The organism is Candidatus Thiothrix putei, from assembly GCA_029972225.1.
In the GTDB taxonomy this organism is placed as follows: domain Bacteria; phylum Pseudomonadota; class Gammaproteobacteria; order Thiotrichales; family Thiotrichaceae; genus Thiothrix; species Thiothrix putei.
Map to the genome: position 1 here is coordinate 2124757 of CP124756.1, position 24933 is coordinate 2149689.

The window sequence follows — 24933 nt, forward strand, 5'->3', positions numbered from 1 at the left end:
TTATTTAGCTGGCGCATTCTACACGCCAGATGGCGTTTTGGGTTTGCGTCACCATTTGCGCGGCTGACAGCGTTTGCGTGCTGCTTTGCAAAGCGTATTGGATATTAGCCGCTTCCATTAATGCAATCGCCAAACTGTGACGGATGGCAAAATTCATGTTCTGCGCGTGCGTAAACGTGGACGACACCACGCCCAACACTGCGCCCGTTTCATCCAGCAAGGGACTACCGCTGGAACCGGGTTGAATGGGGGCAGTGAATTGCAGTAAGCGAATGTCGTTGTGCGCCCCAAACAAGCCGGAAATAACGCCTTGCGTGACTTGAATGCCGCTGCCCATCAAGCCTGCCAGCGGATAGCCCAGCGTGGTGATGCTTTGCGCCAAACCGACGCCGCTGCTGCGGAACGGGAGCGGTTGCAGATGACTCGGTGTTGCTACCCGCAACAAGGCAAGGTCGTTGGTACTGTCGCTGATAATCGGTTCGGCATCGAGATTGCCTTGCAGCGAACTCAAGCGGATACGGCTTGCACCGTCTGCCACATGCGCGTTGGTCATGAACACATTGGGGGCGACCAGAAACGCTGTGCCTGTCCAATTACCGGGCTGGCGTTCGGGGTTGTTTGGGGTGTTGAAGGGTGAGCTTTCATCCACCTCCATGCCCATTCTGCGCCCCAAGGCGGCAAGCCCGTAGGCGGAGGTTTCTGCCAGAGCACGTACTTTCCATTGCCCCGCTCGTTGGTAAAATTCGGCGGCAATCAGCGCGGAGGCTTGCATGTCCCCCAGTGCAATGGTGTGGCTGAAAACGTCATCCATTTGCACACTGACAGTGCTGCCAACATTCACCGGCCCGCGTGCGCCGTAGCGGTACAGCACTACGCACAAGCGCGTAATGTTGGGATTGGATAACACGCTGGTATCCAATGTCAGGGTGTAACTTGTGCCTGCGTCATTCAGCTTTGCACTTGCCCATTCGGTGGCATTGGCATGAGCTAATTGCGGGGCAGTAACTAATTGTTTTGCCTCATTGACAGGCAACACTGCCAGCCCTAAATCATGGCGGATGTCGTGCGGAAACGTGATGGCGACTGTCCAGCGATTGCCGTTCAGTGGCAGGTTTGCTCCTGCGGGTAAATTCATCATAATTATTGTTACCGAGCTGTATGGTTATGCGCAGCATGATAGCAAGAATTTTGGGTGAAGTGCCTGAATTTGTTGCCTCACTCCGAACTTACCCCCCATCCCCAGCCCTTCCCCCGCAAGGGGTGAAGGGAGTCAAGAGGTGCAGCTTGTCGGTGAATGTTGCGTGATGGGGTACGGTTGCTGATATTGATGGGATGGATAGACAATATGACAAAATTCACCGTGATCTTGCACGGACTCTGCGCAAGAACATGACAACACCAGAACAGCAATTGTGGGATGCCTTGCGAAAACGCCAACTCGATGGCTACCGTTTTCGCCGTCAAACCCCCTTAGGAACTGTCCCGAAATAACTTCCCTCTTTTCTGCTAACAGCGAAAGGGGGAAGATAGCCCCTTGTAATGCCAAGTAATGCCAATCAACACCGAGGATGAGCCAATGGATGTTTACCCATCAGCCATAGAAAAACAAATGCAGCGGTTCTACCAATCGCTCAATGAGCGTGACCGCCGCCGCTACGCCGCCGTGGAAGCCGTCCGGCTTGGGCATGGGGGGCAGGACTACATTTCCCGGTTATTGGACTGTGACCCCAAAACCATCCACCACGGGTTGACGGAGTTGGAATCGGAAGATGGCTTGCCCACCGTAAGGCAGCGAAAAAAAGGGGCGGGCGCAAACGGCTGAACGCTACGCACCTGCAATTGGATGAGCATTTTCGCCAAGTTTTAAAGGATCATACGGCAGGCGACCCCATGCGGGAGGCGGTAAAATGGACGAACCTGTCACGTCGGCAGATTGCCCGGCGGGTGCAGGCATTGGGGACATCGGCTGGGAAAAACGTGGTGTCGCGCCTATTACGGGAGCACGGCTACCGCCGCCGCAAGCCCCAGAAGAAACGCACCATGGGGCAACACGCTGACCGTAATGCCCAGTTTGAAAAGATTGCCCAACTCAAACAAACCTACCTGCAAGCAGGCAAACCCGTGATCAGCATTGACACCAAAAAGAAGGAACTGCTGGGCAACTTTTACCGTGAAGGGGTGACGGATGCCGTCGAACCCACGGAGGTCAATGACCATGACTTCCCCAGCTATGGCAATGGTCAGGTGATCCCCCACGGCATCTACGACCTTGCCCGCAACGAAGCGGCACTGCACCTGAACACCAGCCACGACACCACCGAGTTTGCCTGCGAAAGCCTTGGCTTATGGTGGCGTGAGCAAGGGAAACCCAACTACCCCGAAGCTGACGAGCTGTTGGTCTTATGTGACGGTGGTGGCAGCAACAGCTCCTCTGCGTACCTGTTCAAGCAAGACTTGCAGGCATTGGCGGACAGCCTGAACCTGACAATACGCATCGCCCACTACCCGCCCTATTGCTCCAAATACAACCCGATTGAACACCGACTGTTCCCCCATGTGACCCGTGCCTGCCGGGGTGTGCCGTTGGAAACGGTCGAAACCGCCAAACACTACATGGCAAAAACGGAAACCACCACTGGCTTGAAGGTCGCTGTCCGCATCATCAGTAAAGTTTTTGAAACCGGGCGCAAGTATACCCAAGCGTTCAAGGATAACATGACCATCCAGTTCGATGACTTCCTGCCAAAATGGAACTACTCCGCTGTCCCTCAGTCCCCCTGATTTCGGGAAGTTATTTCGGGACAGTTCCTTAGGGCGTTACATCGCTGATTTTGTTTGTCTGGAAGTCCGGTTAGTGATTGAGTTGGATGGTAATCACCATCACGACCAGCAAGGCTATGACCGCGAACGTGACAACTGGATGCAACAACAAAACTTCCGTGTACTCCGCTTCTGGAATCACGAAATCCAGCACCATCAGCAAGCCGTCACCCAACAAATCCGCCAAGCCCTACACCAACAATCACAGTACCTCTTACCCCCTTCACCCCTTGCGGGGGAAGGGCTGGGGATGGGGGGTAAGTTCGGAGTGAGGTAATGAAAAACATGAAAACAAGCATCAAACTTGTACAAATACTTATGGCATACTAGCGGCTGTCATCATTACTACAATTCTAAACAGGGCATACCATGCGCATTTGGTTCAACAAAACATTTTCCAGTATTACCTCGGTGTTCAACAACCTTCGCCAAGCGGGTGTCACCATCGTTTCGACGCATACCAATCCGGCTGCTTCCGTCTTTTTGGCCGCCGACGAAGCGATGCATGAGCCGCCCGGTTTGGTCGGGGCAGCTTATCTGGATTGGTGTTTGAGTTTTTGCCAACAACATCGCATAGATTATTTCTGGCCTGCGAAAGAGGCGGTGTTGCTGGTGCGTCATCAAGCCGATTTTGCGCAAATCGGAACGCAGTTGATTGCGGTGGCATCCCCGGAAACGCTGAAGTTATTGCACAATAAAGGCGAGTTTTACCGCACCTTGCCACCCAGTGTGGCACTGACAATGGCGTGTATCGCGGTGACAGATAGCAACGGTTTTGATCAGGCAGTGGCGGAACTCTCACGCCAACATACGGCCTTGTGTGTAAAACCCGTCGAGTCGGTATTTGGCTTGGGATTCCGTATTCTGGATACGCAACGTGACAGCATTACGCATTTGCTGGAAGGCGTGGAATACGAAATCCCGCTGGCAGAATTACGCGCAGGCATGGCACACACGCCGACGTTCCCCGAATTGCTGGTGATGGAACATTTGCCCGGTGATGAATGGAGCGTGGACTGTGCAGGACGTGACGGGCAATTGTTATGCGCCATTCAACGCAAAAAGCATCCGCAAGCAGGCTACGGGCAGGCAATCGACAATAACGCCGACATTCAAGGCATGGTGGAGCGTTTGACTACGTATTACCGCTTGAATGGCTTGTTCAATATCCAATTCAAGGCGAATGCAGCAGGCGAGCCGCGTTTGCTGGAAATCAATCCGCGTCCTTCCGGTGGCTTTGGTATGGCGTGTCTGGCGGGGGTAAATCTGGCAGAGGTTTTCTTACACAGCTTGCAAGGGAAAACCCTGAACATTGCCCCACTGCGTTACGGTTTGCGGATTAGCGAAGTCAGCACACCCGTGGTATTGCAACCGTTAGGCTGAAATAACCTGACAATTCTGGGTGAGTGTTGCTTGCATTTGAGTGACTCTCTAAGATTTTGTCACTCAACAATACAAAAGGATGGAGATTCTCATGGCTGTAAGTTTAAGTAAAGGTCAACGCATTTCGCTGGAAAAAACTGGCGGCGGTGGCTTGAGTAAAGTACGTATGGGCTTGGGCTGGGATCCGGCAGAAGCACCCAAAAAAAGCGGTTTTTTCGGTAGCATGTTCGGCGGCGGTGCTGCGGCAGACATCGACTTGGACGCTTCCTGCCTGTTGCTGGATGCACAAAAGAACCTGCTGGATGTGGTGTGGTTCCGTCAATTGGAAAGCCGTGACGGTTCAATTCGCCACTCCGGTGACAATCTGACAGGCGAAGGTTCGGGCGATGATGAAGTGATTTTCGTCGATCTGACCCGTTTGCCGGGGAATGTCGCGTATCTGGCATTCACCGTCTGTTCGTTCCGTGGGCAAACTTTCAATGAAGTCGGCGGCGCATTCTGCCGTTTGGTCGATGACAGCAACAATACCGAAATGGCGAAATTCAACCTGTCCGACAAAGGCGCACACACGGGTGTCGTCATGGCGATTGTGAGCCGTAACGGTGCAGGTTGGGAAATGAAAGCGGTCGGCACACCCACAGCGGGCGCAGTCGCCAACGACATGATGCCAGCGGTATTGGCAGCACTCTAGGAGTAACGCGATGTCAGTGACACAATTGGTTGCCGGGGCAAATTGCCCTGTACCGCGTGAAAAACTGCACGTTGAAGTCCTGCTATCGCCTGCGCAAGTCAGTGTACCGCGTGAAAAACTGCACGTTGAAGTCCTGCTATCGCCTGCGCAAGTCAGTGGTGCAGAGGTGGATATTTCCGCCTTCGCCCTGACGGCTAACGGCAAAGTGCGCGGCGATGATGACATGGTGTTTTACGGGCAACCGCGCCCCGGCAATGGCAGTGTGGCGTTTGTCGGCAACAGTGCTGGTCGTGCTGAATTCGCCGTTGACCTGCCGAATGTATTGGCAGGTACAGAAAAAATAGCCTTCACCGCCACGATTCACGAAAACCGCACCAATTTCGGCGCATTCACCAATTTGCAAGTCACCGTGAAAAACGCGGCGGGGCAGGCAGTATTGCAAGCCACCTTACCCGCGAATGGCATGGTCGAATCGGCACTGATTCTGGGCGAATTGTACCTGCGCCAAGGGGCGTGGAAATTCCGTGCCGTTGGGCAAGGTTTTGCAGGCGGCTTAAAACCGTTGGCGGAACATTTCGGGGTGGAAATCAGTGACCCCACACCAGCGGCTGCTCCACCCGTAACGCCTCCACCTGCACCTGCGAAAAAGCCGATTTCCTTGAGCAAAGTGACGCTGGATAAAGCCAAGCCGCGTGTCAGTCTGGAAAAGAAAACCGAAGGCTTCGGCGAAATCCGCATCAACCTGAACTGGAATCGTGGTCAAGCACCTGCTGCGAAAAGTGGCGGTTTGCTGGGTGGCTTGTTCGGTGGCAGCAATAAAGGCATGGATTTGGATGTCGGTTGTTTGTACGAGCAGCGTGACGGCACGATCAGCGCGATTCAAGCCCTCGGCAACCGCTTTGGTTCGTTCCGCAGTGACCCTTACATCGAACTCAAAGGCGATGACCGCACCGGCGCGATTTCGGAAGGCGAATGGCTGCACATTAACGGGCAGCAATGGCAAACCTTCAAACGGATTCTGGTGTATGCCTTCATCTACGAAGGTGCGCCCAACTGGGCACAAACCGATGGCGTTGTAACTATCTACGTACCGAATGAACCCCCGTTAGAAATTCGCTTGACCGAAGGCAGCAATTCACTGGGCATGTGTGCGGTGTTGGTGTTGGAAAATGTTAATGGCGCATTGCAGGTCAACCGTGAAGTGCGTTATTTCAAAGGCCATCAAGAAATGGATCAAGCCTACCACTGGGGTTTAAACTGGCGGGCAGGCGCTAAATAATCGAGGGATTACCGCTGATTTTCCCTGTTAAACGTTTACATGTTAATAATGATTTAAGGAGTACAAAATGGCAGTTAGTTTACAAAAAGGTGGCAACGTTTCTTTAACTAAAGAAGCACCGGGCTTAACCGCTGTTACCGTGGGTTTGGGTTGGGATACGCGTGCTACCGATGGTGCTGATTTCGACTTGGATGCGTCCATTTTTATGTTGGGTGAAAACGGCAAGGTATTGTCTGACGATTCCTTCATTTTCTACAACAACAAAAAATCAGCGTGTGGCAATGTTGAGCACATGGGTGACAATAAGACGGGCGCTGGTGATGGCGATGACGAACAGGTCAACGTGAATTTGGCAGGTTTGGCTGAAACCGTCAAGAAACTGGTATTCTCTGTCACCATTCATGACGCTGAAGCACGCAAGCAAAACTTTGGTCAAGTCAGCAATGCTTATATTCGTTTGGTGAATGCGGCTGATGGCAAAGAAATTGCGCGTTACGACCTGTCCGAAGATGCCAGCGTAGAAACGGCGATGCTGTTTGGTGAAATCTATCGCCACAATGCTGAGTGGAAATTCAAAGCTGTCGGTCAAGGTTTTGCCGGTGGTTTAGGCCCAATGGCTGCCTCTATGGGTGTTAACCTTGGCTAAATGGCGTAAGGCATTGTTCGCAATGCACTTATGATTTGACGGGCATCTCGTGGTAGATGCCTGTTTTGTTTATCCCTATGGTAAATTAGTAACCCTATGTTTCAGGATTTTAAATATTCGTTTTTAGTCACCATCCTCTGTGTAGGTTTGGCCGTTTGGTGGGGTGCGACCACCTCGATGGGCATTGCCACGGCCATTTTCCTGGTTTTGGTACTGGGCATTATGGAAGTGAGCCTGTCATTTGATAATGCGGTGGTGAATGCTTCTGTCCTCAAGGAAATGGATGAGAAATGGCAGCAGCTATTTTTAACCGTTGGTATCCTGATTGCGGTATTCGGGATGCGTTTAGTGTTCCCGATTGTGATTGTAGCCGTGGCTACGGGGCTGGGTACGATTGATGTCATGAGCATGGCTTTGAATAACCCAGATGAATACTCCCGCCATTTGATGGAAAGTCATGCAGGTATCGCAGCGTTTGGTGGCATGTTTTTATTGCTGGTGTTCCTGAGCTTCATGTTCGATAACGAAAAAGATGTTCACTGGATTCATGCTATCGAAGAACGCATGAGTGCTATGGGTAAACTTGACGTGATTAGCGTGTTATTGGCGTTAATTGCATTGTTTTTGTTGCAGGAGTTCCTGCCAATTAGCGATGAAACCCGTTTAACTGTATTAGTGGCTGGTTTAGCTGGCGTGGTGTTATACATTGCAGTCAGTAGTTTAGACGTGTTCTTTGAAGATGAAGCGGAAGGTGATGCGGTTGTTAAAAGCGTCAAGCGTAATGGTTTGGCGGGCTTTTTATACCTAGAAGTATTGGATGCATCGTTTTCATTTGACGGGGTAATTGGTGCATTTGCGATTACCAAAGATGTCGTCATCATTATGTTGGGTCTGGCAATTGGCGCGATGTTTGTGCGTTCCCTGACCGTGCATTTGGTGCACAAAGGCACGTTGGATGAATACATTTATCTGGAACACGGCGCACATTACGGTATTGGTGCTTTAGCATTCATTATGCTGTTTAGTATCCATTACCACATTCCCGAAGTCATTACCGGCTTAATTGGCGTGACGTTTATTGCGTTGTCGATAGTGTCTTCATTGCGTCACAAAAAGAAATTACTGGCAGAAGCCTAATTGATAAGGAGATTATTTATGTCATTTTTTGATAGTTTGAAAGAAAAAGCTGGCGAAGCCCGTGCTAAATTAACCGCTGAAATCGGTAAATTCAAAAACCGCGAATTCATGGAAGCCTGTGTTGCCGGTTGTGGTTTAGTGGCTGCGGCGGATGGCAGTATTGATTCGTCCGAAAAGCAAAAGATGATGAAATTCATCCAGCAATCGGATGAATTGAAAGTCTTTGAAACCAAAGACGTGATTGCTGTTTTCAACAAAGTGACCGAAAACTTTGAATTCGACAACGAAATCGGTAAAGCGGAAGCCCTGAAAATGATCGGCAAGCTGCGTAGCAAACCCGATGCAGCACGCTTAATGGTGCGCGTTTGCATGGCAATCGGCAGTGCCGATGGCTCGTTTGATGACAAGGAAAAGCAAGTCGTGCGTGAAATTTGCCGCGATTTGGGCGTTCCTGCGGACGATTTCGGTCTGTAATTAAGGCATCGCTTTAGTGTGCAGCCAATCCTGCGCGTGTTTGGTAATCGCCAGCACCGCAGGATGGCTAATCCGCCGCTCGACCGAAATGGCAAAAAATTGTTCCATCACCCCTTCTGCCCGCCCAATACAATGAATATCCGCTTCCTGGATAAAAGTATCTTCCTGTACGGAGGGGGCGACAAAGACGCCTGCCCCGCCAAAGCCAAATGCCCGCATCAGCGCACTGTCATCAAACTCCCCAATAATAGTCGGCTGTACTTTTTGCTGATGAAACCAATTCATGAGTTCATTGCGCACTGACGTACCCTCGCTCGGAATCAGCAGTGGGGCATTGTTTAAGCATTCAGGGAATTTGCCCTGCAAACTGGCTTTTACCGTGGTGTGTGCAAAAAAGCTAATCCCGCTGAAACCTAAACGGTGCGAAAATCCCTTGATTGGTAGCGTATTGGGTAACGGTTTATCCGCAATCACCAGCTCAATGCGGTGCATGGCGAGTTCCCCCAACAAGTCGGGCAAAGGACCTTCGTTGCACACAATGTGAATTTGTGGGCTGAGTTGCATTGCCGGTTCCAGTAGTTTGTAGGCAATGGTTTTAGGCACAACATCGACGATACCGACCCGAAACAGGCGTGCCTGCCCGGAAGGATGGGTTTGCAACGCTTGTTCTAGGGCGCTGCCCAGTTGAAAAATTTCATCGGCATAACGCCGTGCAGTATGCCCCGCGTCGGTGAGTTCCAGATTGCGTCCTTGTTTGCGGAACAGTTTGACGCCGAGGGAGTCTTCCAGTAATTGCAATTGCCCGCTGATGGTTTGCGGAGTCAGGTTCAGGCTTTCGCAGGCACGCACAATACTGCCCAACGTGGCAACTTCACGAAAGTAATACAGATGTTTGTAATTGATCATGTTTAACTGTCCTGAATCTTACGTAATTCTTGTTCGCACAGGGATTTTAACATGGTCAGCGCGTCATTTAGCATGGCAGTACGCACTTGCTGGAGTTGGTGTTTAATGTGATTGCGCCCAGCATCCAGCCAATGATCCCAGCGTGCTTGATCGTGCTCGCTCCACCAGTCTGGTGTATTGGCAGGTTGATAAGCCAGTTTATCGAGATCCAGCAAATCGTAAATATTGACCCATTCACCTTCCACTTTCAGCATGAGGCTAGGGTTAAACAGGTAATGCCCTTGACGCACCCGATAGAACAGTTTGCGGTTGTAACGGTCGTCGCGGTACATCTCGTTTTTTGAGAAAATGCTGGAAATATAAGCGCGTTGCTTGCGTTGTGGGCTTAATACATCCGGCGGGAAATGTGCCACTGCGTCAATAATGTCTTGCGTCCCAAAGCCACCTCGCTCCCCGATTTTGGTCGGTAGGGCGCGATAGAATAGCGCAATCATCATATTGAGCAGGAAAAACTCCATGCCGTGCTGGTCGAGTTTTAATAATTTACCGTCGATTTGAATGCTTAAACTGTCGGGGGCGAGTTGCCGGTAAATGCTGGCAAGGTGATGTTTAGCATATTTTTCATCTTTACTAGCTTGTTGTAAGGCAATCTGAAACGCGGTGAAGTGGTTATTATCCACGTATTCGGGGTTGGCTCCGAGTGCTGCCAGTTCATTAATCAGGCTTGAGTTGCCCAGCCATGCTGCCACCATGAGCGGGGTTTGGTTGAACGGGTTGCGGAAATCCACACCGAACTTATTCAGTTGACTATGTAAGGCCACCGGATTTTTAAGCTGATAGGGCAGGTAATATTTCTGCTGTAATTGCTTGATACCATTGGCGGGATGCCGTGCCGGTTTGAAGTCAACCTTGACTAAATCACGCAGGCATTGCCGGTCTTCGTAAACTAACGCTACTTCAAACAGCGCCAGCCGGGCTTTTTTATCACCCTGCTGAATGGCTTGGGTATGCAGTTGCTGCAAGGTTTCGCCGGTATAAACCGCCCACTCTGGGGTTTGTTGCTGGAGAATTTCTTGGCGGATGCGGTCAGCTTGTTCTTGTTTGCCTTGCAATTCGAGTTTGTGGGCTTCGCGTTGCCATTCTTCGCGGCTGGAATTTTGATTGGCGAGGTTGAGTGTTTCTTGCGCATCGTGCAAACCAAGCAAATCCAGTACGTGTTGTTTGGAATCGGCTTCGATCCAATACAAATTACGCACCGCACGGGTCAGGGCAACGTAGAGTGCGTTAATGTAAAACTTGTAGGTTTCCAGTGATTTATCGGTTTTATTTTTAGCTCTTGCGTAAGTTAAGTCTTGTTGCAGATCGGCATGAGTCACGCCAGCGCTGATCTCGCGGAAGCGCTTGTTTTCGGCACTCAGAAAGTTGTAGAGAATAATATTGTCGTATTCAAGCCCTTTGGCTTCTTGGATTGAGAATACCAGTGGGGTGTTGAAATGTTGTTGCGCTTCAGCTTTTTGTTCGGGGTGCATGACCACCACGGCGAAACGGGTGGAACTGCGGGTTTTGGCATCGAGTTCGCGGCGGATGTTATCGCGGTCTTGCAGAAACACCACATCGCCTTGCACATGCCCGTTACTGTGCACCAGATAATTACTTTCACGGTCAATTGAACCGAAGCGGGCATTTTTGAGCAGCAAAATCCGGTTTGCCAGCGCGGTGACTTGTGGGGAATTGCGGTAATTGGTACTGAGGATGCGGATTAAATCAACATCTGCCTGCAATTCGCCGTGGGTGTAGAACAAGCTTTTGAGTTTGCTCCACGAGAAAAAATTGGGGTGGACGATTTGGTTAGAATCGCCACACAGCAAAAATCCGCTAGGGTCACGCAAGGTTTTGAGAATGAGGAAAAGCTGGATATTGGTTAAATCCTGCACTTCGTCCACCACCACGAAATCGTAGCGTGGTGCAACCCGCTCTAGGTATTGGTGGCTGAGGATATTGCTGTCGTAACGCTGGTTTTCCTGCAAAAAACTCAGGTAACGGCTGAAAATATCGTAAACAACCGGGCGTTCGTCTTCCAAAAAAATGGATTGTTTGATGCCGAGATTGAGGTATTCATCACGGCTAAGGTAAGCGCTGGCAACGGATGGCCCAGTTATGACGCCCTTGAATTCCTCGAACAGTTTGTGGGCATCTTTGATCGGAGTACGCGGTAAGCGGCTGAACCATTGCGCAAATTCGCGGAAGTGAATCGGTTTGCCGTTGGGGATTTGGATGCTTTCGAGAAATTCCTGAAAGGAAAGGAAATCGACCTGTTGTTGGGCATTTTCGTAGCCGTGGGCGTAATACAGGTCGCGGGAATTTTTCACCAGATACGGCGATAGCGTGACGTAGAGGACATCGCCAGGGCAGGCTTTGAGTTTTTCAAGCGTCAACGCCGTTTTACCACTGCCTGCCGACCCGATGATTACTAACGGTGGCGGTAGCTCGAATACGGCTTGCTGGGTGTCGTCAAATGAGATGATTTTATCCAGCAGATTGAAACGCCCGTGCTGGGTGTTGACGTAGGCTAGGTTGGGAGTGTCATCGGGGGCGTGTTCGAGTGGGGGGATTTTGTCTTCGTCGACGATTGCGCCGTGACTGAGGAAGCGTGAACCGGCGTAATCATGGCTTTTGAGGTACTCCAGCACCAGTGCGTAGCGTTCGCCTTGATAATGGTAAAACGCTAGGAGCAGACGGTCGCTGCGATTGAGACGAGCGCGGTAGAGATTATCGCCGATTTTTTTGACATCAGCGGACTTGAGGTCGTCGGCTTCGATGAAAGAGCGCCATTTGCGGAAGCCGTTGATTTTGTCAGGGTTGAGTTCGTTATAAAGCAGTATTTGCATTCTAGTTCTGTGGCAGGTGGATGTTTACCGGACGCTGATTATAGCTGAAAAGTGCTTACAGGGGTGAGGCTGTGCTAGAACGGGGTTTGGCTTCACAAGAATTCCCCACTCTGGTGTTGCCACATTTCGTAGTATTTACCCTGTAATGCCAATAGTTCATTGTGTGTACCTTGTTCGATAATTTGCCCGTTTTCTAGCACAATGATTCTGTCCATACGTAGAATGGTGGAGAGCCGATGCGCAATCACAATCGCTGTTTTATGCTCAATGAGCTCGAAAATAGCGACCTGAATCTGTTGTTCGGTGAGTGAATCTAGCGCACTGGTGGCTTCGTCCAATACCACAATGGGGGCATTTTCCAAGAAAGCACGCGCAATGGCGATGCGTTGCTTTTCACCGCCAGAGAGTTTCACGCCACGTTCTCCCACCATTGTTTCAAAGCCTTGGGGAAGTTTTTCGATGAAATCCAACGCGCGGGCTTTACGTGCTACCTCACGCAGTTGGTCATCGGGTATCGCTTTACCCAGCGCAATATTGTCACGGATACTGCGGTGAAACAGGTCAGGCTGTTGTGGAACCAGTGAAATCTGTTCACGCAGCGAGGCTAAGGTAAAGCTGCTTGCCTCAATGCCATCCAGCAGGATTTTACCGTGCTGCGGATCAACAAAACGAAACAGGAGTTTTGTTAGCGAGGTTTTGCCTGAACCAGAATGCCCCACTAATGCTACTTTTTCGCCCGATTTGATATGCAGGTTGAAGTTTTCAAACAAGCCAACTTGTGTATTTTCTTTGCCATACGCAAAGCCTAGGTGTTCAAAGCGAATCTCGCCATGGGTAATGGTGTGGGCTTGCATCCCCGCGTGATCTTCCTCCAGATCCGTTTGGCGGAACACCTCGGTCATTTCCCTTGCATCAGCCAGTACGTTGAAAAAACGCCGGAAATTCATCCCAAAATCCCACAAATGCCGAATGATGAGCAGTAGTACTGTTTGGAATAGCACAAATTCGCCGATCTCGAATGCGCCCTGTTGCCATTCACCGATCATCCAGTAAATCAGCAATAACTCAATACCAAATACCAAGGTGCTTTGTACGGCAAAAGATACAAAGGTCAACAACCAGGCCACATTGCGTTTGCGGTAGGATTCATCCGCCAGTGCACTGATATTGGCACGTTCGTGTTGTTCCAGCGCAAAACTTTTGACAATAGCAATATTGCTGATGCCATCGGCATACGCACCACCGAGTTTGGAATCCATGGCTGCCACGCGCAGGTCAAATTTGAGTTTCCAGACCAGAAATCCGCCACTCCACCCCAGAAAGAGAGCCACCCAGACGAGGAAATACAGGGCAAAGGTTGGTTGTTGCTGGTAAAAAATAATGAAGGCGAGGCTGACTTGCAGCAAATTGCCGTAAAATTCAAAAATCATCCAGTCGATGATGGTTTCAAATGCTTTAATGAAACGGTTGGCTTGCTTGACTAAACTGCCCGCGAAATTGTTCTCGAAAAAATGGTGACGTTGTTTGACCAAGACATCAAAACAGCGTTTGTCGAGTTGGTTTAATCCCCAGCTTTGGAACATGATCATGCCGAGTTCCAGCGCCCGCCAACTGAGCCAAATAACGCTGTAAGTTACGGCGATATAGCTTAGGTTTTGCAATAATAGCTCATGTGTTGCCGCAGTGAAGGGTTTGGATAAGCCATTGGCAATTTCTTTGTAATACAGCGGAACCAGTAGCGCCAGACCTGAGCCACCTGAAATCCCTAGCATGACCACTAAAAACCAGCCCCATTTTTGACGAATGATGCTGCCGTATTCCCGAAAAATAATGTCCATATTTTAAGATTTTCCTTTTGCCGCTGCGGCTCTGGTGCGGGCTTCGATTTCGTAAGGGTTATCCCAGTAAAAGCTGCCCCCGCGTTGTTGTGCTTGTATTCCTGCAATAAAATAGACGAAAGGGAAAAGTAAGCCCCAATGCTCGAATTGTGTCACATGAACGCGCTCATGCACCCGGCTATTGTGCAAGTGTTGGGGGGAGACTCCGGCAACGATATGCCCGATGGTAATCGCATTGACTGCACCGAGAAAAGGAATACCGCGATCTAGCCGTTGCCCGACCCAACCACCCCAAATTTCCAGTACTCCTGAATGTATGGCGTATCCACCCCCTGTCCACTTTGCGAGTAAGGCTAACGGTAAACACCAAATGGTGATGGGGGCAACCCATACGTATAAGAGTAGTTGCTGCCAATAAGCTGTTTTTTTCACGGTATATCTCAACTTAATCCGGATAAGAACTGAACCGATATGGTGTTTACAAGGTCAGAAACCCGTATACTTGGCAATACGGCTTAGCAAATTGTAGGGGATTCCTTGGCAGAACACGAAATATTACACGAGCATGGACTCTTGGAAAGTATCCTGCTGTTACTGGTCATGTCTGTCGGTGCAGTTGCTGCGTTTCGCACCTTGCATTTACCGCCTATTCTGGGCTACTTGTTAGTGGGCACGGTAATGGGGACGCATGGCTTGGGGTTTATTCCGGAAAGTGAGGGCTTGGCATTCATGGGGGAGGTCGGTGTGGTCTTCCTGCTGTTTGCGATTGGACTGGAGTTCTCACTGAAGCAGTTCATGGCGATGCGTACCACCATTATTGGTTTGGGTGGGTTGCAGGTGGTGATTTCTACGCTATCAGGCATTGTCATTTTGTCTTATTTTGGCGTGCAATGGCAAAGTGCTTTAGTAGCGGGTGGGGCAATGGCTATGTCGTCAACAGCGATTGTTGTCAAGCAGTTAACCGACCAGGCGGAAATGCGTGCGCCACATGGGCAGTCAGCGTTAGGTATTTTGTTGTTTCAGGATATAGCGGTCGTGCCTTTTTTGGTAATGATCCCGTTGCTGGCAGGTGGCGGCAACCTAGAGGTGAATACCAGTGAACTGTTGCTAAATATTTTCTCGGCGGCAGTGTTGTTTTTTGTGATGTTGTTGGTCGGGCATTACACACTGCGCCCTTTATTTCAATACATTTCTCGCGCTGAGTCGATTGAGTTATTCAATATTACGGTGTTGCTGGTGGCACTAACGGCAGCTTGGCTTACTCAGTCGATGCAGCTTTCATTGGCTTTGGGAGCATTTCTTGCTGGGATGCTGCTCAGTGAAACAGAATACAAACATCAGATTGAGAGTGAAATACGACCTTTCCGGGATATTCTGATGGGGATATTTTTTATCACGGTGGGGACTAAGTTAAATATTTCTATCCTGCCTTCGTTGTGGCTTCCTGTGTTGTTGTTAGTGGTCGGGATAATTGTAGGCAAGGGCTTATTAATTGCCGTGTTAACGCGTCTCTTTGTGAAGAATAATGCGACATCACTACGTACCGGGTTGGTGTTAGCACAAGGTGGGGAGTTTGGGTTTGCGCTGTTGGCCTTAGCGTTAAGTAACCAAGTCATGTCTTCTGGTGAATCACAAACGACATTAGCTGCTATCGTGATTAGCATGGCACTTTCTCCGTTCATTATTCGCTATAACGATAAAATTACGAACCTGTTGTTAGCCGATACTTACACGCATCAACAATTTAAAGATGTCGCAGAGGTTAGTGCAGCTGTTAAAGAAGCAGACGACCATGTCATTATTTGTGGCTACCGGCGTATGGGGCAAAATATTGCTCGCTTTTTACAGGAGCAGGGTGTGCCTTATATTGCGCTTGATCTTGATCCGAGTATTGTAGAAAAAACGTGGGAAGCGGGGGATCCGGTGCATTATGCGGATGCGACGCGTCCAGAGATTTTGATGGCTGCTGGTTTAGACCGTGCTCGTATGGTGGTTATCACTGTAGTGGATGTTGAGGTGGCTAAACGTATTATCGAAGCGGTGCGTTTGAAACGTACTGATGTGCCAGTTTTAGTGCGTACTCGCGATGAGCGCCATTTGGAGGCTTTGGAACGCTTAGGGGCAACCAGTGTGTTGCCGGAGAGTTTGGAAGCAACCTTGATGATTACGCAACGTATTGTGGAGCAACTTGGGTTTAGCCCGGATGAAGTGTTCCAGATGACAGAAAAAATTCGTCGGGATAGTTACCGTTCGTTGCATAGTTATTATCACGGGGATCAAGATAAGCCTATGTCGAGTGGTAAAGTTGCTGAAGCTTTTTTACATACGTTTACCTTGCAGATGACTGATTATGCAGTGGGTAAGCGCATTGAAGAGTTGGAGTTAAAGCGTTTTGCGGTGAACATTAAGGCATTACGTCGGGGTGATATTCGGGGGGAAGAGCCTTCCGCAACTATTTTTCTGCAAACGGGGGATGTATTGGTGTTAGAAGGTACTAAAGCCGAATGTTTTCGGGAGGTGGAGAACCTCTTGAAGACGGGTGGGAAATTAGCAAAAAATAGCGCGGTTGCTACAGCCGAATCATAACGCGTATTGATGAAGACAGTTGTATGAGTATTTTTTTGAGAGAGTGCTGCTATGAATAAACGCCCACATTACTTATTTGTGTTTGTCTTTTGTTTAGCGTTATTGGGAGCAGCCTTGTTTTTTCAATTTGTGATGGGTTTAGACCCTTGCCCGCTGTGTATTTTGCAACGAATGGCAATGATAGGTATTGGCTTGGTAGCGTTATTGGCTTTTTTGCATAATCCTACGGGGTTAGTTGATAAAGTCTATGGGGGACTGTTGGTGTTGGTGGGGCTGTTCAGTGTCGGGGTTGCGTTACGTCAGGTGTGGTTGTTGAGCTTGCCATCAGAGGAGGCTGCTTCTTGTGGGCCGGGTTTAGAATTATGGTTAGATCGTTTTATTGCTGCTTTACCTCAGGGGCAGGTGACAGAGGCATTGTTACGCAGTAGTGCTGGTTGTGATGAGGTGAGTTGGTCTATCTGGGGGTTAGGAATGCCACAATTAACCTTTCCAGTGTTTATATTCTTTGCTTTTTATTTAATTTGGTTATTCTTTAAGCGAAGCAATAGGCATGTCGGTACATTTTCTATGCGTTAAATCTTAGCCGTTTTTCTGTTGGACACTACCGTTTATCAACCCAATGTATTGGGTATATTTCACTCTATGGTATTCTTTTATTCAGGATATGCGTTTAGTTAGATAGTTTTTATAGTGAAAGCTCTTGTGAAGTAAACACATGCCGATAGCCCGATATATGTCGGGCGACTTGGGGTCTGCCATGGATATTCTCGCAAATAAAAGATTTTCTGAGCGTAGAGAACCTTTTACACAACAGCGTGTCTATGAAGGGTGTCGAGTCGTTTTAGATTACATTGGCGCTATTTATGACTTCTATGGAGCGGATGCTGATTTCCGTATTGCAAGGAAGCATATCGGGTGGTATCTGGATTGAATCACCTCCAAGACAAGTTGCAAAAAGGAATTTTTACGATAACGACTCCTGAAAGCAGTTGGCTACGGTTCATCAAACATTGTGTAGAATCGTACCAACAAATACTAAAAAGGTTGCATTAATATGACGAATACATCTTCTCGTGCCGGTCTGGACGCTTCTTTGTCTGAAACGGTTGCCCGTACTTTACAAGATTACTTGGATACACTGGGCGATCATGAGGCATCAAACATTTACCGTTTGGTGTTGGATGAAGTGGAACGCCCTATGTTGGAAATCATGATGCGTTACACGCATAGCAATCAGTCTAAGGCTGCTCAGTGTATGGGTATTAACCGTGCTACATTGCGTACTAAACTGAAGCGCCATAACTTGCTCTAACTGGAGTAAGTATGGCTAAAAGGGGCGGTTTAACGTAACCGCCCCGGTTAGCCATTAAGCTTTTAATGCGTTTTGATATGTTTTTAACCCATCCCAATCGCCCGCTGCTGCTAGTGTTGCTTGCTTAGCCCAACTTTCCGCAGATGCTTTGCTGTAACGAATGTTGCTCGATGCAAGTTTCTCATTGAGGTCATCTATCGTTAATTCTGCTAACTGTGCATAACGTTTAATACCACTTGCCTGCATAGCTTCCGCCAGTTTCGGACCAATACCATTTAATTTTGTGAGATCATCAGCCACTGTTGTTTCAACAACCGGTGTTGAGGTAACGGGTATCGCTGTGGAGATAGGAACCGCTATAGGTTCTGCTGTATTCGTGAGCGTTTGGGCGGGTGATGCAACAAGTTTTGCTTTTGCGGTGCTCAGTTCTGCTTGTAACTCACGGTTCTGCTTTTGCAGCGTATCATTTTCTTTACGGCTGGTTTGCAGGGCTGTTTCGAGTTTTTTCTTCGGATTAGGTACAAACAAACGGACAAAAATCCACTCAACTAACCAACCCACCAGTATTCCAAGAATAAATACGCCTACTAGTTTAGACATTGTGAAACTCCATTGATTTAGCATGTATTTAATGCTTTTTATTACAAAGCAGATTCTAAACACATAATACGGCGGACAGAATACACCAAATGGTAGGGTTTGGCAGACAAACCTCCTCCCGACTTGATCTATAGCAATGTAATAATGTGATTACTTCATTACTTTTAGTGTCCTACTCATATGCTATTATACTTCAACCGCCCATAATTGCAGATTCCTCAAAGGTCTGAAAGTTGAGAGTCAGCAAGGAGTCCAAGGCTTTTTTATGCGTAGTGTGGGTTTGTGCCAAACAGGCATCAATGGCCTGCGCAAACGCGGTAAAGTTTTCATGGTAACGTGAATACAGGCATTCCTTCTTCACAAACTTCCAGAGGCGCTCAATCAGGTTCAGGTTGGGGGAATAAGCGGGTAGGAACAACAGTTCGATCCCGAGTGTTTGGGCGAATGTTTGTACCAGGCTACAGCGCTGGTAACGGGCATTGTCCATCACCAAGGTCACCGGGACATCCAGGGCCAATGCCTTGATTTGCCGAAGCAACTGACAAACACTTTGGGAGTTGATGTAACTGTCATTGGTCACGGTGACCAGTTCATGGGTGACTGCATTCAACGCACCGAGGACATTGTAGCGCTGGCGTCCGGCAGGGGCGCGGATGAACAGCCGGGTGAAACACCACAGGAACCCCAGAAACGGGGCCAGGACAAAATGGGCGGCGTCGACAAAGAAAACGGCGCGTTTTCCGGCCTTGGCCTCCTCAAGACGCGGCTCCAGCTCTTTTTTTAAAAGTCTCCTGGGCAGCAGGGTCGGCTTTCGCCGGTATCATCCCCACCTTCCTGACGGACAAACCCAAGTCATGCAGGAATAGCCGCACGGCTTCCCGCTTGAGTTCAAGGCCGGTTAAGCGCTGTATATCAGCGATCGCCTGACTGATCCGGGTCGGTGGATGCTTCTCAAAATGTTTCTTCAGGGGCTCACGGAAAGGTTCCAACCGGCGGGTTGGGCGACGGAAATCCAGTTGTTCCAAGGCAGCGATCCCACCTTGTTGGTAACGTTTCAAATAACGGGTGACCGTCGTTGAACTCACCTGTGCCAGCCGTTCAATGTCCCCATGCGCCATTCCCTGGCTTTTTAGCCACAACACTTCCATCCGTTGGCGGACGCGAGGGTGGGCATGGCGGTAACGCCCCTCATTCAAGGCGGTTTGATCGGATTCGCTGAAGTCTATCTGGATCATGGAAAGGACGACCGGTTGCCAATAACAGCCGTACTTTGCTTGAGGGCTTCTCATTATTCAACAGCTATTCACGGGCAAAGTATAAAGTTTATTGCGCTTGCCGGTATATTGTTATTGCTGGCAGGGTGTCAGGATGAGTCCAATATCTATCAACCGGATAATAGCAGTGCAAAAGTATTGCGCTCCGAATTAGATGCCACACTGAGAGGATTGATTCAGCAGCATGGGCTTTCAGGTGATGCGCTGCAAGGTCGAATATTGCCCACCATCGAATCACCTTTGGCACAATTGGGGATGCAGTTGTTTTTTAGCAAGTCACTGTCCGGCAATCGGGATGTTGCCTGTGCAAGTTGTCATCATCCATTGTTAGGGGGAGGGGATAACTTATCATTGTCGATTGGGGTGGATGCGGTCGATCCTAATGTGTTGGGGCATAAACGTTTGTTACAGGGGAACCTGAGTCCTAGTGTGCCACGTAATGCGCCAACTACATTTAATATCGGTTTGTGGCGGCAGTTCATGTTTCATGATGGACGGGTCGCGCAACTTGATAAAGGAATTATGACCCCTGATGTCGCTTATTTACAGCTAGACCCTTTAGCGGGTAGCAACTTGGTTCATGCACAAGCACGATTTCCTGTGACATCGAACCATGAAATGCGTGGCAAAACGTTTGATGTTGGTGGTACTGCGCAATCTTGCCGTGAACGTTTAGCCGAGCGTTTGGGGGGGTATGGTGCAATACTTGATGAGCGTTTGCCCGCTACGGAAACAGATTACTGGCTGAACACATTTCGTAATGTCTACCAACAACCTCAGGCACAAGCAGCGGAATTGATTACCGAGCAAAATATTGCAGCAGCTTTGGCGGAATATCAACGTTCTCAAGTGTTTGTTAACCATGCCTGGAAACAGTATGTACAGGGTGAACTTGCGGCGATCAGTGAACCGGCAAAACGTGGCGCGTTATTGTTTTTTCGGGAGAGGGAGGCCGGTGGGTATGCGTGTGCAAGCTGTCATCGGGGGGATTTCTTTACAGATGAACTCTTTCGTAATGTATTGATGCCGCCGCTAGGGCCGGGTAAAGGCAATAGGGATACTGAAGTGCAGCAGGATTATGGACGTTGGTTAGTGACGCAAAATCCAGACGATAAATTTCGGTTTCGTACACCCAGTTTACTGAATGTGGCAGTGACGGGGCCATGGGGACATAACGGCGCGTATACCAGCCTTGATGCCATTGTCAGGCACATGCTAAACCCATTTCAGGCAGCGCTTAACTATGACAGTGGGCAATTAAAGCAGCCAAACATTCCAACCGAGCAATTTGCCGCAAATCTGCGTGACATGTTGGGTAGTAATACTGATATGGCGGGGCAGGCGTACCAGGAAGAGGATGTGCAGTATTTAGTCGCATTTCTGCACACCCTGACTGACCCGTGTGTGACACATGCAGATTGCCTGCAACCTTGGATTCCTCCTGTTGCAGGTTCACCAGAATCAATCCTATGGGCGAGGTTTTAGATGCCAAATTCGTTGCGGTATGCCTGTACTTTTTCCAGTAGGGCCGTGTCTTTTAGATGACTACCGACATGGTTGATAACCTCATTCAAACCGACGATGCTAATGACATTGATGCCGTATAAGGCTTCCACCTCTTGTACAGCGGACTGAGCACCTTTGCCGCGCTCTTGGCGGTCGAGCGAAATGGCTACACCTGCTAAGATTGCGCCTTGGGCAGCTACGATGTCAGCCGATTCACGAATTGCCGTTCCTGCTGTCATGACATCATCAATAACTAGTACGCGACCTTGTAAGGGAGCGCCGACAATGGTGCCACCTTCGCCATGATCTTTGGCTTCCTTGCGGTTGAAGGCATAGGGGTAGTCTTTGCCATGATGTTCATATAGCGCAATTGCTGTCGCTGCTGCTAAGGGAATGCCTTTGTAAGCAGGGCCAAACAGCATATCGAACGCCAGACCAGAATCTACAATGGCTTGCGCGTAGAATTTACCAAGTCGAGAGAGGGCAGAACCCGTTTGGAACAAGCCTGCATTGAAAAAGTAAGGACTGACTCGACCGGACTTTAGGGTAAATTCACCGAATCGCAGCACACCTTGCCCAATAGCAAAATCCAGAAAATCTTGTTGATATGTTTTCATCGCTTTCATCCTATGCTTTTAAGTCTGCTAAGGCTTGCCCCAGTTTTAGGGCGACATCGGCTCCCAGCGTTTTCTCCCAAACCATGTGCGGCTGTTCCAACAGTAGAATAACGGTTGAACCCATGTTGAAACGCCCCATTTCCATGCCTTTACTCAAGATAATATCAGGGAATACTTGGCGTTTGACGCCCCAGCCTTGTGGTGGCGTTACCAAGCCATCCCACACGGTTTCGATGGCGGCTACATTGATAGCACCTACCAGTATCATCGCTAGTTTGCCGAATTCGGTATCAAATATAGCCACGACCCGTTCATTACGTGCAAACAGACGTGGAATTGTGCGGGCAGTATGCCCCGCAACGCTGAACAATCGCCCTGGTACATACACTTGCTCGATCAATGTGCCATTCAGTGGCATATGGATACGGTGATAATCACGCGGCGAGAGATAAATCGTCATGAACTGACCGTTCAGAAACGGAGCAGAGCGGGCTTCATCTCCCCCCAGTAACTCCAAGGCAGAATATTCATGGCCTTTGGCCTGAAAAATTCGCCCTGCTTCAATTCTACCCATTTGGCTAATGCGACCATCAACAGGGCTGACCAATACCTGCGTGCCTTCTGCTATTGGGCGTAATGCGGGTTGCAGTGGACGAGTGAAAAAGGCATTAAAAGTTGAGTAGCTGGCAGGGTCGGAATTGACGGCTTCCGCGAGATTTACCTTGAATATCTTGCTGAATAAACGGATAGCAGGGGGAACGACTGTTGGGCATTGAATACGCGTCAGTCGAAAGACCAGTCGGGAAATAAAGTGATGTGGCAACAGATACAGCGGCCAGGATTTCAAGGCATCGAGTAGATTCATGCAAGATTCGCGTGTCAGGAACTAAAAGCGGGATAATACGGGAAATTGGGAGAGAATAAACCAAAAAAGGCATCCCGAAGGATGCCTTTTAGCAAACTGTGATGCTTGCGCTTGGTATTACTTAACAGCAGGTGCTTGAGCAGCAACAGCAGGAGCCGCTACTGGTGCTTGAGCAGTAGCAGGTGTTGGCATTTGTGGAACCATCATTGCTGGAGCGAAGCCATTGTTAGCGCCTTCAGCAGCGAAGTTGTTGTAACCGTAGCCGTTGCCATTACCGTTGCCGTAGCCATAACCGTTACCAGCACCGTACCAGTCACCGTTACCTTTACCGTTAGCAGCCATGTCAGTATCCATGTTGGTACGGCCTTTGCCTTTGAAAGTGATTGCGAAATCAACTTCGCCATCAGCGTCGCCTTTACCACGACCCCATCCGTTTACATCGCCATTACCTGTACCGTAACCAGTACCTTGACCACTGGTAGAACCAGTGCCTTGACCAGCGCCTTGACCGTAGCCAGTGCCATTGTCAAAACCATCAGTGAATTCAGCAGAAGCAGCGCCAGCGAAAGCGATCAGAGCAGCGAAAGCGATAGTTTGCAGTTTCATAATTTTATCTCCTAGCATTTGACATTTTGGAAAACTTCAGTATGAAGAAATTATAATATTAGCATTTTCTAATGTAAAGAGGTTTCTGCACGTTTCTTGCAAATTTTTTGCAATTATTGGAAACGTTGGGTCTTGCATAAAAAAGCCCCGGTAAGCGGGGGCTTTAAGAGGTTTCAATAATAGCGGTAAATGCGCGTTGGCCTCAGCCTTTGATCCGATATTCCGCTGACCGCGCATGGGCAATCAGACCTTCACCACGTGCCAAGACTGATGCAATTTTGCCTAGTGCTGAAGCACCTTCTGCCGAGCAATCAATCAACGATGAACGTTTCTGGAAGTCATAAACTCCTAGCGGGCTAGAGAAACGTGCAGTACGTGAAGTTGGCAATACATGGTTAGGCCCTGCGCAGTAGTCGCCCACTGCTTCTGCCGTATAACGTCCCATAAAAATCGCCCCGGCATGACGGATTTGTGTTGCCATTTCACGCGGATTTTCCACGGAAAGCTCCAAGTGTTCTGGGGCAATGTAGTTGGCGACTTTCACCGCTTCATCCATATCTTGCACATGGATCAGCACGCCACGATTTTGCAGCGAGGTGGAAATGATTTCCTTGCGTGGCATCTCTTCCAGCAGACGGTTGATGCTGGCTTTCACTTGTTCGATGAATGCAGCATCGGGGCAGACCAGAATGGATTGCGCATCTTCGTCGTGTTCAGCTTGGGAGAATAGATCCATCGCAATCCAGTCAGGGTTGGTTTTGCCATCGCAAACCACGAGGATTTCGGAAGGGCCTGCAATCATGTCGATACCGACAGTGCCGTAGACCATGCGTTTAGCGGTTGCCACATAGATATTGCCGGGGCCGACGACCTTATCAACTTGCGGAACAGTGGTCGTGCCGTAAGCGAGTGCTGCAACGGCTTGCGCACCGCCGATAGCAAACACGCGGTCAACGTTGGAAATTGCTGCGGCTGCCAGCACCAATTCGTTGACTTCACCATCCGGTGTTGGCACAACCATAATCAATTCTGGCACGCCTGCTACTTTGGCAGGCACGGCATTCATTAGCACGGAAGAGGGGTATGCTGCCTTACCACCGGGGACATACAAACCGACCCGATCCAATGCCGTGACTTGTTGCCCCAGCAAGGTACCGTCGGCTTCGGTGTAGTGCCACGATTCCATCAGTTGGCGCTGTGCGTAGGATTTGAGGCGGGTAGCTGCTGATTCCAATGCCGTGCGTTGTTCTGGCGTGATCTTGGTCAATGCTTCTTGCAAACGTGCCTGCGGGATTTCCAGTTCCGCCATGCTGCCCACACTCATGCGGTCGAAACGGTTGGTGTATTCCACCACCGCAGCATCGCCACGCTTGCGCACGTCCTTGAGAATACCGTTGACGGTGTTGAATACCGCGTCATCGGAGACGCTTTCCCATGCCAGCAAGTCTTGCAGTTTTGCCCAGAAATCGCTGGCGGTGGTGTTCAGTTCGGTAATGTTGAGCATA

At 49.4% G+C, this 24933-nt stretch carries 25 protein-coding genes and 1 pseudogene; 14 read left to right on the top strand and 12 right to left on the bottom strand.

Translation table 11 applies throughout. The annotated features are described in order from the left end of the window. Positions 1-4: 4 nt before the first annotated feature. Entirely contained in the window at positions 5-1138 is a 1134-nt protein-coding gene (locus QJT81_10855) for a trypsin-like peptidase domain-containing protein (GenBank protein ID WGZ96426.1), read from the bottom strand. Positions 1139-1332: 194 nt separating this feature from the next. Here QJT81_10855 and QJT81_10860 point away from each other — a divergent pair, with 194 nt between their 5' ends. From QJT81_10860 to QJT81_10870, 3 genes are read left to right on the top strand one after another with little or no spacing between them, the layout of a single operon-like run. Then, the gene (locus tag QJT81_10860; protein WGZ96427.1) at positions 1333-1491 is read left to right on the top strand and encodes a DUF559 domain-containing protein; all 159 of its coding nucleotides are present in this window, start codon (positions 1333-1335) and stop codon (positions 1489-1491) included. Between the two features lie 58 nt (positions 1492-1549). Next, entirely contained in the window at positions 1550-1822 is a 273-nt protein-coding gene (locus tag QJT81_10865) for a hypothetical protein (GenBank protein ID WGZ96428.1), read from the top strand. Between the two features lie 17 nt (positions 1823-1839). Next, complete coding sequence (locus tag QJT81_10870; protein WGZ96429.1) at positions 1840-2781, top strand: ISAzo13 family transposase; 942 nt, start codon at positions 1840-1842, stop codon at positions 2779-2781. A 70-nt stretch (positions 2782-2851) separates the two neighbouring features. Here the strand turns inward: QJT81_10870 and QJT81_10875 are convergent, their stop codons facing one another. Then, the gene (locus QJT81_10875) at positions 2852-3007 is read right to left on the bottom strand and encodes a hypothetical protein (GenBank protein WGZ96430.1); all 156 of its coding nucleotides are present in this window, start codon (positions 3005-3007) and stop codon (positions 2852-2854) included. Between the two features lie 182 nt (positions 3008-3189). On the opposite strand from QJT81_10875, the gene QJT81_10880 reads away from it, so the two are divergent. The 6 genes from QJT81_10880 to QJT81_10905 all read left to right on the top strand — a co-directional run bounded on the left by QJT81_10880 (position 3190) and on the right by QJT81_10905 (position 8430). Beyond that, a complete protein-coding gene (locus QJT81_10880) occupies positions 3190-4203 on the top strand; it encodes an ATP-grasp domain-containing protein (GenBank protein WGZ96431.1) in 1014 nt (337 codons plus the stop codon). Between the two features lie 91 nt (positions 4204-4294). Next, positions 4295-4894 carry a TerD family protein gene (locus tag QJT81_10885; GenBank protein ID WGZ96432.1) on the top strand — a complete coding sequence of 200 codons (600 nt, stop codon included), beginning with the start codon at positions 4295-4297 and terminating at the stop codon, positions 4892-4894. Between the two features lie 10 nt (positions 4895-4904). Next, positions 4905-6173 (top strand): TerD family protein, encoded by a 1269-nt coding sequence (locus tag QJT81_10890; protein WGZ96433.1) that lies wholly within the window; start codon positions 4905-4907, stop codon positions 6171-6173. Positions 6174-6240: 67 nt separating this feature from the next. Then, positions 6241-6819 carry a TerD family protein gene (locus QJT81_10895; protein ID WGZ96434.1) on the top strand — a complete coding sequence of 193 codons (579 nt, stop codon included), beginning with the start codon at positions 6241-6243 and terminating at the stop codon, positions 6817-6819. Between the two features lie 96 nt (positions 6820-6915). Continuing rightward, positions 6916-7956 carry a DUF475 domain-containing protein gene (locus tag QJT81_10900; protein WGZ96435.1) on the top strand — a complete coding sequence of 347 codons (1041 nt, stop codon included), beginning with the start codon at positions 6916-6918 and terminating at the stop codon, positions 7954-7956. 18 nt (positions 7957-7974) lie between these two features. Beyond that, a complete protein-coding gene (locus tag QJT81_10905) occupies positions 7975-8430 on the top strand; it encodes a tellurite resistance TerB family protein (protein WGZ96436.1) in 456 nt (151 codons plus the stop codon). On the opposite strand, the gene nhaR is transcribed toward QJT81_10905, so the two are convergent. The 4 genes from nhaR to QJT81_10925 form a co-directional block, all read right to left on the bottom strand. Then, the gene (gene nhaR / locus QJT81_10910) at positions 8431-9336 is read right to left on the bottom strand and encodes a transcriptional activator NhaR (protein WGZ96437.1); all 906 of its coding nucleotides are present in this window, start codon (positions 9334-9336) and stop codon (positions 8431-8433) included. A 2-nt stretch (positions 9337-9338) separates the two neighbouring features. Further along, positions 9339-12224 carry a UvrD-helicase domain-containing protein gene (locus QJT81_10915; GenBank protein ID WGZ96438.1) on the bottom strand — a complete coding sequence of 962 codons (2886 nt, stop codon included), beginning with the start codon at positions 12222-12224 and terminating at the stop codon, positions 9339-9341. A 92-nt stretch (positions 12225-12316) separates the two neighbouring features. Then, a complete protein-coding gene (locus QJT81_10920) occupies positions 12317-14062 on the bottom strand; it encodes an ABC transporter ATP-binding protein (protein WGZ96439.1) in 1746 nt (581 codons plus the stop codon). A 3-nt stretch (positions 14063-14065) separates the two neighbouring features. Further along, the gene (locus QJT81_10925) at positions 14066-14494 is read right to left on the bottom strand and encodes a hypothetical protein (GenBank protein WGZ92398.1); all 429 of its coding nucleotides are present in this window, start codon (positions 14492-14494) and stop codon (positions 14066-14068) included. A gap of 105 nt (positions 14495-14599) precedes the next feature. Between QJT81_10925 and QJT81_10930 the strand changes: the two genes are divergently transcribed. The 4 genes from QJT81_10930 (at position 14600) to QJT81_10945 (ending at position 17960) form a co-directional block, all read left to right on the top strand. After that, entirely contained in the window at positions 14600-16648 is a 2049-nt protein-coding gene (locus QJT81_10930; protein WGZ92399.1) for a cation:proton antiporter, read from the top strand. Between the two features lie 51 nt (positions 16649-16699). After that, positions 16700-17224: a disulfide bond formation protein B gene (locus tag QJT81_10935; GenBank protein ID WGZ92400.1), complete on the top strand. Its 525-nt coding sequence runs from the start codon at positions 16700-16702 to the stop codon at positions 17222-17224. A gap of 181 nt (positions 17225-17405) precedes the next feature. Further along, positions 17406-17579 (top strand): hypothetical protein, encoded by a 174-nt coding sequence (locus QJT81_10940; GenBank protein ID WGZ92401.1) that lies wholly within the window; start codon positions 17406-17408, stop codon positions 17577-17579. Between the two features lie 123 nt (positions 17580-17702). Further along, a complete protein-coding gene (locus QJT81_10945) occupies positions 17703-17960 on the top strand; it encodes a helix-turn-helix domain-containing protein (protein ID WGZ92402.1) in 258 nt (85 codons plus the stop codon). A gap of 54 nt (positions 17961-18014) precedes the next feature. Here the strand turns inward: QJT81_10945 and QJT81_10950 are convergent, their stop codons facing one another. Further along, positions 18015-18560 carry a helix-hairpin-helix domain-containing protein gene (locus tag QJT81_10950; GenBank protein WGZ92403.1) on the bottom strand — a complete coding sequence of 182 codons (546 nt, stop codon included), beginning with the start codon at positions 18558-18560 and terminating at the stop codon, positions 18015-18017. Between the two features lie 193 nt (positions 18561-18753). Then, positions 18754-19795: pseudogene (locus QJT81_10955) on the bottom strand (IS630 family transposase). Between the two features lie 15 nt (positions 19796-19810). Here QJT81_10955 and QJT81_10960 point away from each other — a divergent pair. Further along, the gene (locus QJT81_10960) at positions 19811-21319 is read left to right on the top strand and encodes a cytochrome c peroxidase (protein WGZ92404.1); all 1509 of its coding nucleotides are present in this window, start codon (positions 19811-19813) and stop codon (positions 21317-21319) included. On the opposite strand, the gene pyrE is transcribed toward QJT81_10960, so the two are convergent. The 4 genes from pyrE to hisD form a co-directional block, all read right to left on the bottom strand. Then, a complete protein-coding gene (gene pyrE, locus QJT81_10965; protein ID WGZ92405.1) occupies positions 21316-21957 on the bottom strand; it encodes an orotate phosphoribosyltransferase in 642 nt (213 codons plus the stop codon). The genes QJT81_10960 and pyrE overlap by 4 nt on opposite strands. Positions 21958-21967: 10 nt before the next feature. Next, entirely contained in the window at positions 21968-22822 is an 855-nt protein-coding gene (gene asd, locus QJT81_10970; GenBank protein ID WGZ92406.1) for an archaetidylserine decarboxylase, read from the bottom strand. A gap of 117 nt (positions 22823-22939) precedes the next feature. Beyond that, positions 22940-23428: a hypothetical protein gene (locus QJT81_10975; GenBank protein WGZ92407.1), complete on the bottom strand. Its 489-nt coding sequence runs from the start codon at positions 23426-23428 to the stop codon at positions 22940-22942. Positions 23429-23630: 202 nt separating this feature from the next. Then, the gene (gene hisD / locus QJT81_10980; protein ID WGZ92408.1) at positions 23631-24932 is read right to left on the bottom strand and encodes a histidinol dehydrogenase; all 1302 of its coding nucleotides are present in this window, start codon (positions 24930-24932) and stop codon (positions 23631-23633) included. Between the last annotated feature and the right edge of the window lies 1 nt (position 24933).